This window comes from Blautia sp. AF19-13LB, from assembly GCF_003479105.1.
Lineage (GTDB): Bacteria > Bacillota > Clostridia > Lachnospirales > Lachnospiraceae > Fusicatenibacter > Fusicatenibacter saccharivorans.
Genome location: NZ_QUGO01000014.1, coordinates 60,844 through 72,861 on the forward strand (window position 1 = coordinate 60,844; position 12,018 = coordinate 72,861).

The 12,018-nt window shown below is 48.1% G+C and carries 8 protein-coding genes; all 8 read left to right on the forward strand.

Annotation, left to right across the window (positions count from 1 at the left end; translation table 11 throughout):
- The first annotated feature begins 12 nt into the window (after window positions 1-12).
- The 8 genes from DWX32_RS14240 to DWX32_RS14275 all read left to right on the forward strand — a co-directional run bounded on the left by DWX32_RS14240 (window position 13) and on the right by DWX32_RS14275 (window position 12,013).
- Window positions 13-2,190 carry an NAD-dependent epimerase/dehydratase family protein gene (locus DWX32_RS14240; RefSeq protein WP_118660379.1) on the forward strand — a complete coding sequence of 726 codons (2,178 nt, stop codon included), beginning with the start codon at window positions 13-15 and terminating at the stop codon, window positions 2,188-2,190.
- The gene (locus tag DWX32_RS14245) at window positions 2,190-3,143 is read left to right on the forward strand and encodes a hypothetical protein (RefSeq protein WP_118660381.1); all 954 of its coding nucleotides are present in this window, start codon (window positions 2,190-2,192) and stop codon (window positions 3,141-3,143) included. Before DWX32_RS14240 ends, DWX32_RS14245 begins: the two co-directional genes overlap by 1 nt.
- A 43-nt stretch (window positions 3,144-3,186) precedes the next feature.
- Window positions 3,187-5,508 carry a hypothetical protein gene (locus DWX32_RS14250; protein WP_118660383.1) on the forward strand — a complete coding sequence of 774 codons (2,322 nt, stop codon included), beginning with the start codon at window positions 3,187-3,189 and terminating at the stop codon, window positions 5,506-5,508.
- Window positions 5,509-5,597: 89 nt separating this feature from the next.
- A complete protein-coding gene (locus DWX32_RS14255) occupies window positions 5,598-7,466 on the forward strand; it encodes a DUF2194 domain-containing protein (protein WP_118660385.1) in 1,869 nt (622 codons plus the stop codon).
- Window positions 7,463-8,926: a GT4 family glycosyltransferase PelF gene (gene pelF, locus DWX32_RS14260; RefSeq protein WP_118660387.1), complete on the forward strand. Its 1,464-nt coding sequence runs from the start codon at window positions 7,463-7,465 to the stop codon at window positions 8,924-8,926. The genes DWX32_RS14255 and pelF overlap by 4 nt, the downstream gene beginning before the upstream one ends.
- 35 nt (window positions 8,927-8,961) lie before the next feature.
- Entirely contained in the window at window positions 8,962-10,434 is a 1,473-nt protein-coding gene (pelG, locus tag DWX32_RS14265) for an exopolysaccharide Pel transporter PelG (protein ID WP_118660389.1), read from the forward strand.
- Window positions 10,431-10,814 carry a DUF2304 domain-containing protein gene (locus DWX32_RS14270; protein WP_117510144.1) on the forward strand — a complete coding sequence of 128 codons (384 nt, stop codon included), beginning with the start codon at window positions 10,431-10,433 and terminating at the stop codon, window positions 10,812-10,814. Before pelG ends, DWX32_RS14270 begins: the two co-directional genes overlap by 4 nt.
- Window positions 10,811-12,013 carry a glycosyltransferase gene (locus DWX32_RS14275; RefSeq protein ID WP_118660391.1) on the forward strand — a complete coding sequence of 401 codons (1,203 nt, stop codon included), beginning with the start codon at window positions 10,811-10,813 and terminating at the stop codon, window positions 12,011-12,013. Before DWX32_RS14270 ends, DWX32_RS14275 begins: the two co-directional genes overlap by 4 nt.
- Window positions 12,014-12,018 lie beyond the last annotated feature (5 nt).

Consider the following 12,018-nt stretch of genomic DNA (forward strand, 5'->3'; position numbering starts at 1 on the left):
AGAGGACAGTGTATGATAGTATTTTTAGTCGGTGGCGAGAGCAGACTGATGGATGATCTGATTACCAAGATGGAAAAAGAAGGACATAAGACGTATCTGTTAACGGGAAAACGGGACAGAAGAGGAAAATACAGCCGTGTCTTTGAACGCTACGATTTTCCTTATGACAGTGAGAGTGTGCAGGAAATATTCTCGAATGTCAATCCGGATCTCGTGCTTTTTCTCGGCGCCTATGATACAAATTATGACTGGAGTGATGCGAGAAAAGAGTCTGTCCGCTATACGGCGGATCTGACCAATATTCTGTCGGCGTATGCATTTAAGCAGGATGGCCGGTTTATTTATTTGTCGTCCGAAGCAGTTTATGGCCGTTCCTACAGCAGTGATATCCACGAAACAGAACCGGCATCCGCGAAAAGCTTTCAGGCAATGGCGCTTCTGCAGGGAGAAAACATCTGCAGAAGCTACCGTGATACCAGAGGGATGGACACGCGGATTCTTCGTTTTGACCATATGTACGGCATTCCGCGAAAAGGAAAAACAGACAGAAATCCGTGTTTTTGGATGACACTGGAAATGCTGAAGACGAATCAGATCGCAGCCAACAGCAGAACTGTTTTTTCCATGATTTACCAGGATGATGCCGTTGCGTTTGCCTATCGCGCAATGATGGAGGAGAGTCCCAAATATCCACTGTACCATATCACATCCGGTGAAGCGATCACACAGATGGATCTGGCGGAGCTGATCCGGCAGAATGCAGACGGCGTGGAGATCCGTGACGATACGGTCGGCGAGGGTTTCCGTCTGGTGCTGGATGGCAGCCGGTATCAGGAAGAGTTTGACGGAAAGATTTTTGTCCCATATGAGAAGGGCGTGAAAGCCGTTGTCACATATATGCAAAAACACAGCAGCTCGTTTCTGCAGCGTGATGATGCGGGGGCGGGTTGGGGAAACCGGGTATGGCGTCTGTTGTGCCGGATTTTCCGTATGCTGGTTCCGTACATCGAAAATCTGATCTGTTTTATCCCGTTTTTTATGATCAACAACCGTGTAGTCGGCAGCCAGTATTTTTCAAAGCTGGATGCGTACCTTCTCTATGTGTTGCTGTTTGCCATCGTATATGGTCAGCAGCAGGCGATTTTCTCGGCCCTGCTGGCGACTGTGGGCTACTGTTTCCGTCAGATGTATCATCAGAGCGGACTGGAAGTGCTGATGGACTACAGCACCTACATCTGGATGGCACAGCTTTTTATCCTGGGAATGGTTGTCGGTTATATGCGGGATCAGATTCTCCAGATTAAAAAGGATGATGAAGAGGAGATCGGGTATCTGCGCGGACAGCTTGGCGATATGACGGAGATCAATGACAGCAACGTGCGCATGAAACAGCTTTTTGAGCTGCAGCTTGTCAACCAGAAGGACAGTCTTGGAAAAATCTATGAAATCACATCGTCGCTGGAACGCTACGGCGCCTATGAGGTGCTTTTCTATGCGGCGCAGACGATTTCGAAGCTGATGAATACAGAGGATGTGGCAATTTATACCGTCGCCAACCGCGTCTATGCGCGTCTCTTTTCGTTCACATCACCGACAGCGCGAAAAATGGGAAATTCCATCCGCTATCCTGAGATGGAGGCAATGTATGAGGACCTCAAAGAACACCGCGTTTACATTAACAAAACGATGGATGAGCGCTATCCGCTGATGGCACAGGCTATTTATGCAGAGGACAAGATGCAGATCATCCTGATGCTGTGGGGACTTCCGTGGGAACGCATGAATCTTGCGGAATCCAACCGTCTGACGGTCGTCAGCTATCTGATCCAGAATGCAGTGGTGCGGGCAAACCGCTATCTGGAAGCGCTGCACGAACACAGGTATCTGGAAAACAGCAAAATTCTCGAAAAAGATGCCTTTACGCAGCTGGTAGCGGCATTTTTCGAGGCGAAGCGAAACGGTCTGACAGAATGCTCACTGGTTCGGATTGTGTGCAGCAGCGAAGATTATAAAAAAGCAGGTGAGATTCTGGAACAGAAGCTGCGTCAGACGGATTATATCGGGATCCTGGATGAAGGGCTGCATGTATTGCTTTCCAATACCGATGAAGAAAATGCGAAAGGTGTGATCTTGCGTTTCGGGGAAGAGGGTCTGAAAAGTATCCTTGTGAACAGGGAGGTGGCAGCGTGATGAGCCATGAAACCCTGACTTTTGTGGTTCTGTGGATCGTCAATGCCCTGATCGCCCTGATCTATCTGCTGATCGGAGCTCTGGTTTATGTTCCGGCGTGTGATTTGAAACAAGAGCAGGGAGAAGAGGTGCAATACGATAACCAGAGAGCCTTTTTGATCCGTTTTATCGTCATGGTGCTCTGCCCAGTCGTCGGTCCGGCGTTTTTTCTGTGCAGTTATCTTCTTTTCAAAACCGTATTCCGTCAGACAGTCGATCTGGAGGATGTTGTGTTTGGCAAGGAACGTGTGCGGACACATCTGAAGGCGGATGAGGAGCGGGAGCGCAACATAGCACCGCTCGAGGAAGCGCTTGCCGTCAGCGATAAACGGAATCTGCGTATGCTGATGCTGAATGTGATCCGCGGCGATCTGCAAAAATCGCTGGAATCGATTACCATGGCACTGAACAGCGAAGATTCCGAGACATCGCATTACGCCGCATCTGTGCTCTGCGATGAACTGAACAAGTTCCGCTCACAGGTACAGAAAATGTATACCGGGATGCAGCAGGAAGGCGAAGAAGAGACGGATTACGAGGAGATGATGCTCGACTATATGAACAGCGTTTTAAGCCAGAAAGTCTTTACAACTCTGGAGCAGACAAAGTACGTCAAGATGCTGGAGGAGGCCACAGAATCGCTGTATCGGAAAAACAGAGAGCGGATCTTCGTAAAACAGTATGAGGGGCTCTGCCTCAGACTTCTGGAACTGAAAAAATTTCCGGAAACTGAAAAATGGTGCCGGCGTCTGGTACAGCAGCATGGAAATACACTGGAGGCGTATACGTGCCAGTTAAAGCTGTATTTTACCATGGGAGAAAGAGAAAAATTCTTTCAGGTGATGCAGGAGCTGAAACAATCGGACGTCATTATCGATAATGAAACGCTGGAGCTGATCCGCACTTTCAGTTAGAGCATGTTTGAAAAATGATTTCCGCGAAAGGAGGGAAAAAGAAATGTCCATGAGATGGCTGACAATTTTACAATTTCTGGAAATTTTTGCCGCCTATGGCATCGTAACTCTGTTTCTCCCCTGGCGGATCCTTCGGAAAAGGTTTCGTTGCTTTTCCGTTGCAGAACAACTGATCGCTTATTTCTTCGCAGGGAATTTTTATATCATTTATCTCGTTTATCTGCTTCAGTTTCTTCGGATCAGCAGTCGTGTGACGTTGCTCCTCGGAACTGCAGGGCCATTCCTTTTTATCTGGATCCGAAAAAGAAAAAAACAGATCCCGGGAGCAATTGAGAGCCTGCTGGTGCGGATCGAACGATTGCTTGATGGAGAGCGGGGCAAAAAGACATCGCTGGCGCAGCTTCGGAGAACCGTTTACGAGCGGTGTTTTCGGGGAAAACGAAAGCAATGGCTGCATGCGCTGCCGGAAATAGCAGTGCTGCTGGCGGCAATTGCAGCGATCACGTATGTGTACGGACCGAATATGGTGGAAACATTCGGCTACAAAGCAAGTGATATTCCGGTGCACAATTACTGGATCAATGAGCTTGAGCGGAATAATATCTGGGTTGCGGGCGTGTATCCGTATGGATTCCATATTGTGATTTATTATCTTCATATGGTGTTTGGAATTCCTACCTATGTGCTGCTGCGGATTTTCGGCGTGGTGCAGACATACTTTGTATATCTGGCACTGGTCGCGGCGCTGAAAATGGTGTGCAGGGGAAGGTTTACGCCGTATTTGGGGATACTGTTTTATGTGATGGATATCTTCAACCGGAGTACGTACGCCCGTTTTGAAAGTGCACTGCCGCAGGAGTTCAGTATGATTTTTGTCCTGACCTCTGTCTGTATGGCGATCCGTTTTTTTCAGGAATTTGCAAAAGAACGGAACGGAAACTGCCGCTGGTATCTGGTACAGTTTGCGATTGGATTTTCGCTGACGCTGACCGTTCATTTTTACGGTACGATGGCTGCAGGCCTGTTTTGTATTGGCGTTGCTGTTGGCTTCTGCTTTCGTTTTTTCCGGTGGAACTATTTCAGAAGAATCCTGCTTACGGGAATATTAAGCGTCCTTCTATCTGTCCTGCCGATGGCGGCGGGCGTTGCGATGGGAAAGGGGCTGCAGGGATCGCTGTACTGGGGAATGAACGTCATTACCGGTGATAAAAAGCAGGGGGATGCGGACACAGCAGGTACTTTATCACAGGACGGTGTATCCGACAGTCTGACGGCCGGCGAAGGCAGCGGCAATACAACAGAAAGCAGCGGCAACGCAACCAAGAATGGTGAAACCGGTTCTGTGCTCAGCCAGTCCCGGATAGAAGAGCTGCGAAAAGAGGCAGAAGAAAGAATACAAAAGCAGCAGAAACCGCTGTCGGAGAGGCTCAAAGAAAAAGGATCTGCAGTGCGGGAGAGTATCCGTATCAATGTCATGAATGTAAAACCCCATATGGCAGAAATTACGCTGGGAAGTATTGCAATTTTGCTGCTTCTGGGCATCCTCCTGGCAGTGCTGCGGGAGAATAATTTTGCGGGAGCTGTTTTGTCTGCGGCTGTTTATCTGCTATGCATGTGTTCTTTGCAGTGTGCAGCGCTGCTGCATCTTCCGGCGCTGATGGATGCCAACCGCTGCGGCATTTTCCTGTGCTATGCGATCTGCTTTGCCTGGGCGCTTGGCGTAGATGCAGTGGTGTATCTGGCGATACGCCGGTGGAAACGAAAATGGCTTGGCGAGATGGCTTCCCTCCTGACACTTGTGATGGCTGTAGCAGCCGTTTTATCGCAGGGTCTTATAAGAGAGCCGGTAAAGGTCGGAGCACTGGAAGATAACGGAGCCATGGTATGCGTTACCAATATCTTGCGGGAAAATAAAGATTTTACATGGACAATCTGTTCAGCGAATGATGAGCTTCGCATGACAGAATTTTATGGATATCACTATGAGACCATTACCTTATTAAATCAATTGAAAGATCTGGGGCAGAATCCGGAGATTATAATACCAACGAAATGCGTGTATTTTTTTATTGAAAAGATACCAGTTGATTATGGGGAAAGTACGAAACACGAAGAAGTCACAGCCAAGGGAGCGGAAACGCCACTTCCGTTTACCGGTGGACTTCATCCCTACACAGGAGAGAATCGCTGGATCACGATGAGCCATATGTATGAGTGGGCACAGAGGTTCCAAGAGCTTTACCCGAATGAAATGGAAGTTTACTATGAATCCGACAGCTTTATCTGCTATCGCCTTCAGCAGAATGTTAACAGTCCATACAACCTTGCGATTGATTATGGCTACAACAACCCAATGCCAAAATAGAGAAGACGGGAAAAAACAAAGAGACAGACAGGGCTGAAAAAACTGAAATTTCAACAAAAAAGACTTGATGACAGAAGGAGGAAGAAAAAATGGTTTCCCGCAGAACTTTTGCAGCGATCACAATGCTTATGGCAATCATCCTCTTTTTGTTTCAGGGTCTGAATCTGGCAAAGGAAAAACTGAACCACTATGAAAAAAATGCGTATGCGGCAGAGAAAGAAGATCTGGAATATGGCAGCGGCGCATTTGGAACAGAAGACGCATCCGGCGAGAAAAACATAACAGGAAGCCGGGGAACGATCGTCTATATCGGAGAAGCCGAGGAGCATTCTGTGGGGGCGGTTGTCTGTGAATGGTGCCGGTATATGAAGTACGAAGCAGCAGTTTATCCATCCATGCGCAAATATGAACAGGCAATGGAGAAGAAAGGTGCAAAGCAGCCGGAGATGATTGTAGTGAATTCAGAAAGCATCGACTGGACCGCCTTAAAGGATGTCATAGATTTGCAGGACAGTGTGGATGAGGGGATCCATGTTGTGTTTGCAAATCTCCCGGAGGTGTCTGTGATCCGGAAAAATCAGAAGCTGCGGGAGCTGCTTGGAATTGCAGAAGTAAAAGAGGATTCTACAACCGTAACGGGTTTGGATCTGTATGACAATCTGATGCTCGGCGGAGAAAATATTTACCGGGCCGAAAATAAGGAAGAAGAAAACAGGCAGGATCTTAAGCTTACGTTTCCATGGTTTAAGCTTGGAGATGGAACCAAAACTTATATGAAAGGCTTTCCGGAGGATCAGACGCTGAAAACCCAGGATTATCCGGTTGTGATCTGGCGGAAAAATTTCGGGACAGCCAGTGTATTTGCCGTAAATGGAGATTATATGGAGGATGAAACCGGGCTGGGACTGCTGACGGGAATGGTGTATGAAACCAAAAATTATCTGATTTATCCGGTTGTAAATGCGCAGAATCTTGTTGTGCAGAACTTTCCGTCACTTGCAGAGGAAAATACGGACAAAATGCAGGAGATTTACGGAAACGGAACAAAAGGTGTTAACCGCGATATTGTCTGGCCGTCGATTGCAGCAATCTATAGAAAAAATCATTTCGGTCTTACCTGTATGGTGGCACTAAAACTGGATTATGATGCTCCGGCAGAAGCAGATGGCGAGCTGCTGCATTATTATGCGAAGCTGCTCAACGAAGAAAAAGGCGAGATGGGACTTTCCGGTTTTACAGAATCCGAAACATCCGTAAAGGAAAAATTAGACGAAGATCAGAGCTTCATGCAGAAAAATCTTTCGGATTTTTACTTTTCCTCCTTTTTCAGTGGAAACCTGAGTGAACAGGAGATGGAAACAGCTTTACAGCAGTCTGCTCTTGGGAGTGTCCGCACCGTAGTTAAGAGCAAAGATACGGCTGGCGATCTGGTCAGCTACCTGGATGCACAGACGACACAGCAGAAAATTGTCACGGAAGATACCGGACGTTTTACCTATCGTTCCTGGATGAAAATGAAGAGTATTGAAAGTGCGCTCGGCTATGCCAGTGTAGAGCTGGATTTAAGCAGAGTGATTTATCCGAAAACAGAGGAGGACCGCTGGGAAAAAATCGTCAAAGAATTTGCCTCCAACCTCGGAACCTACTGGCAGCCATTTTCCGGATTTGACGGTACCACGGTTTCCACCTGCGATTCCAGAATCCGCACCTTCCTGAACTTACGCTACGAGGACGAAAGAGAGGGCGACACCATCACCTTAAAGACCACGGGAACAGAGAAAACTGCGTACTATGTGATTCGGACACACAATGAAAGCGTTGAAAAGGTCACGGGCGGAACGGCAGAAAAGCTGGAGGATTCTGCATGGCTGATCCGCGCGGAAAAGAGTGAAGTAACGATTACACTTCGTGCATCCGACCGGCGGTATTACTATGAAGAGGGGGTGAAAAACGAATGAAAGTCTGTATGGTAGCGGAGGGCTGCTATCCCTTTGTGGTAGGCGGTGTTTCCAGCTGGGTACACAGTCTGATCCAGCTTTTCCCAAAAACAGAATTTATCATCCTCGCCATTGCGGCAAACCGTTCCCAGCGCGGAAAGTATGCGTATGAGCTGCCCCAAAATGTCTCCGCCGTCTATGAACTCTATCTGGACGATGTGGACTGGGGCGGAAGTAAAAAACGACATAAACATCGGCTGAAGAAAGAGCAGTATCAGGCACTTCGAAGTCTGCTTCTTGATCAGGATATCGAGTGGAATGTCCTGTTTGATCTGTTCCGGAAAGAAGATGTTTCCCTGAATGCGCTCCTGATGGGAGAGGATTTTCTGAATGCCGTGAAAGAGTGCTACAACCTGAAATACAGCCAGATCGTTTTCTCTGACTTTTTATGGACTATGCGCTCCATCTATCTGCCGCTGTTTCTCACAATGCAGACCGAGCTCCCGAAGGCGGATCTTTATCACTGCGTTGCAACCGGCTATGCCGGCGTGCTTGGCGCCATGGCAAAGCATTTCTATGGAAGCCGTCTCCTGATTTCGGAACACGGTATTTACACCCGGGAACGCGAGGAGGAGCTGATTAAAGCGAAGTGGGTTGCGGGAATCTACAAAAATATCTGGATTGACCAGTTCCGGAAAATGTCAAAGCTGGCGTACAACGAGGGAACTCTGATTACCTCCCTGTTTGAGCACGCGCGGGAGCTGCAGGTTGAGCTTGGCTGTCCGGTGGAAAAGACGATGGTCACACCGAATGGAATCCGTGTGGAAAATCTTCAGAATATCCCGGGAAAGACCAAAGAGGATGCGGGAATGGTGAACATCGGTGCAGTTCTTCGTGTCACACCCATCAAGGATGTGAAAACGATGATCCAGGCATTTGCCTTTGCGAAAGAGCGCGACAGAAGACTGAAGCTCTGGATCATGGGACCATGGGAGGAGGACCGGGAGTATGCCGAGGAATGCTTCCAGCTTGTATCGGATCTGGAAGTTCCGGACGTGGTATTTACCGGAAGAATCAATATCCGGGATTATCTGGGAAGAATGGATGTGACGATTTTGACCAGCATCAGCGAAGGCCAGCCGCTGACGATTCTGGAGAGCTATGCGGCACACAAGCCGGTTATTGCGACAGATGTCGGAAACTGCTATGGTCTGATCTACGGTGAGAGCGATGATTTCGGCGCAGCCGGAATAGTTACGCATATCATGAATATAGAAGAAATCGCACAGGCAATGCTGGACATGGCGGCCGATGAGAAAAAACGCCTCGAAATGGGAGAAACCGGATACCGCCGTGTTATGCAGAAATACCGTGTGGAATATATGCAGAAAACATACTGGGAGATTTACCGCGATTTTGCGGAGCAGATGGGCCAGAAATGGCAGCAGGAACCGGTAAAGCTGCCGGAAAGACAGAAATAAAATAAACACCGCAAGGTGGAAAGGGGATAGATGGCATGGCAGGAATCGGCGTTCGCCTGAATCGGATTTTTGAAAAAAATACCATTACGACAAATTTGATTGGATTCTCCTACAGTACCGTTGTAACGATTGCGCCGATGATGGTCGTCATTCTCAATCTGATCTTAATGGAGGAGCTGCTCGAATTTTCCAGTGTCGGATATGCTACGCGTGAGCTGTTTTCCTGTACGATTCTCTATATCTTTATTTTTGCGTTACTGACGGCATCACCGTTTAATGCGGTGCTGTCCCGTTATATGTCCGATGTGATCTACGAGGAACGGTATCAGGACATCCTGCCGTGCTATCAGATCGGAATGCTTCTGAATATCGGATTGAGCTGTCTGGTTGGCATTCCGTTCTGTCTGTGGGAGCATTTTGTCGGGAAGGTGTCAACAGCGTATGTATTTTGCAGTTTCTGTGGCTATATCAGCCTGGTGCTGGTTTTCTATTCCATGATTTATCTTTCCATCTGTAAGGATTATCAGAGGATTTCACAGTATTTCTTCTTTGGAATGCTGGTTGCATTTGTCCTGGCACTGATTCTGCATTTCCTCATGAAATGGGAGACGACGCGCAGCATGCTATTTTCCCTGACGGCTGGATTTTTTGTGACGGCAACACTGGAAAACGCCCTGATCCGGCGGTATTTTGTCAAAAACAGTAACCGCTACCGGCCGGTGCTGCAGTATTTCAGAAAATATTGGAAACTGATTTTTTCGAATTTTCTGTATATTCTGGGGCTGTATATCCATAACTTTGTGTTCTGGACAACCGATATGCGGATGGAGCTGGTAAAGAGCTTTGTCTGCAATCAGCCATATGACATGGCTTCCTGCCTTGCCATGTTTACCAATCTCTCGGCATCGATTATTTTCATTGCACGCGTCGAAATGCGTTTCCATGAGAAATACAAGCTGTATTCCGAGGCGGTGATTGGCGGAAAGGGAGCCGATATTGAAAATGCAAAAAAGCGGATGTTCCGCCAGCTTTCCAGTGAGTTGATGACGCTTGCACGCCTTCAGTTTATGATTTCCGTTGTGATATATCTGATTTGCGTGATTTTCCTGCCGCAAGAAGGCTTTTCCGGCATGACCATGAAAATTTATCCGTCCCTTGCAGTTGGATATTTTATTCTGTTCCTTATGTATGCGGAAATCATTTTTCTGTATTATTTCGATGACCTGACCGGCGCAATCCTGACGGCGATTGTGTTCTGTCTTGTCACCTGGATCGGCAGCCTGATTGCTACCCATCTGCCGGCCGTCTGGTATGGGGCTGGGGTCATAGCAGGATCGTTTGCAGGATGGAGCGTGGCGTTTGTGAGACTGCGATGGGTGGAAAAAAATATGGATGCGCACGTTTTCTGCCGCGGAAATCTGATCAGGCACGGGAAAGGAAAGCGCCCGTCCGGTCTGGTATTTCAGAGGGCAGAAGAGCAGAAACAGAAGGAAGAGATGAAACGATGAGTACAGCGACAATTATAAAGGTTTGTGTGATCCTGGCAGGGCTTGGGATTATGGCAGTGACGTTTGTGCTGCATGCGAAAAAGAAACTGACGATAAATCTGGCGGTTACCTGGGAGCTGCTTGGCCTTGCGGCAATCTTAAGCGGTGCGGTTCCGAAGTTCTCCGGCTGGAGCAGCCGCTTAAGTCTGGGAAGTCTGGCGGTGCTGCTGCTTACCGGGTTCCTTGTCGTGTGGGGCATGTATCAGATGACAATACAGATTTCTTCTCTGCTGATGAAAAATCAGGAACTGGCAATGCAGGTTTCTCTGCTGAACCAGGAGAATGAGAGAATCATAAAAGAGCTGGAACGTCTGACAGGAAAGCAGGCAAGAGACTTATGAAAAAAATACTGTTTGTAATCAATACGCTTGGCCGTGCAGGAGCAGAAACGGCTTTGCTGGAGCTTCTGAATCATCTGGATACAGAGAAATATGAAATTTCGCTGTATGTACTGCTGGGACAGGGGGAAATGATTTCAAGGGTGCCGCCGGAAGTTCATATAAAAAACAAAAGGATCTGTGAGGATTCCGTACTCTCCGGTGCAGGACGGCGAAAACTGCTGCAGACATCGGTGATGGCATTGTTCCGGCACGGACACACCATGGAAAAAATCAGGTATCTGATGAAGAATCTGCGCGTGATGAAGAAGGCGGGGAAAATTCAGCCGGATAAACTGCTCTGGAGAGTCCTTTCGGACGGGGCAGACCGGCTGGATGAAACCTTTGATCTGGCGGTTGCTTATCTGGAAGGCGGCTCTGCTTATTACGTTGTGGATCACGTGAATGCAAAGAAAAAAGCTGCATTTGTCCATATTGCTTACGGCGATTCCGGATATACACGGGAAATGGACCGCGACTGCTACGAGAAAATGGATGTTATCTATACGGTTTCCGGGGAGACACGCCGCCATTTCCTGGAGTTTTACCCGGAGTATGAAGAAAAAGTGCAGGTTTTTCACAATATCATAGACAGAGAGCGGATCGAGAGAGAGGCTAAAAAGCCGGGTGGCTTTTCGGATTCTTATGACGGTGTCCGTATTTTAACGGTTGGAAGGCTGGCACACCAGAAAGCATATGATATCGCCATTCTGGCAATGAAACAGATCAGAGATGCCGGATACAAGGCGCGGTGGTATGTTGTGGGCGAAGGTCCAGAACGGAAGGCTCTTGAAAAACAGATTGCAGAGCTCAGACTGCAGAAGGACTTTATTCTGCTTGGCATAAAGGAAAATCCGTTTCCCTACTATGCACAGTGTGATCTCTATGTACATGCGACACGGTTTGAGGGGAAAAGCATTGCCATTCAGGAGGCCCAGGCGCTTGGCTGTGCCGTGATTGCGTCAGACTGTGCAGGAAACCGTGAGCAGATAGAGGATGGAGTCGATGGTCTGCTCTGCTTGCTGACCCCGGAGGGCATTGCCCGGAAAATAGAAGAACTGATCGATGATACCGAAAAAAAAGAGCGGATTGTGGCGGCAGCAAAACAGAAAGGGAACGGACAGACAGAGGAAATTCAGCGGATGCTGGATCTGATGAAGTGAGGCGG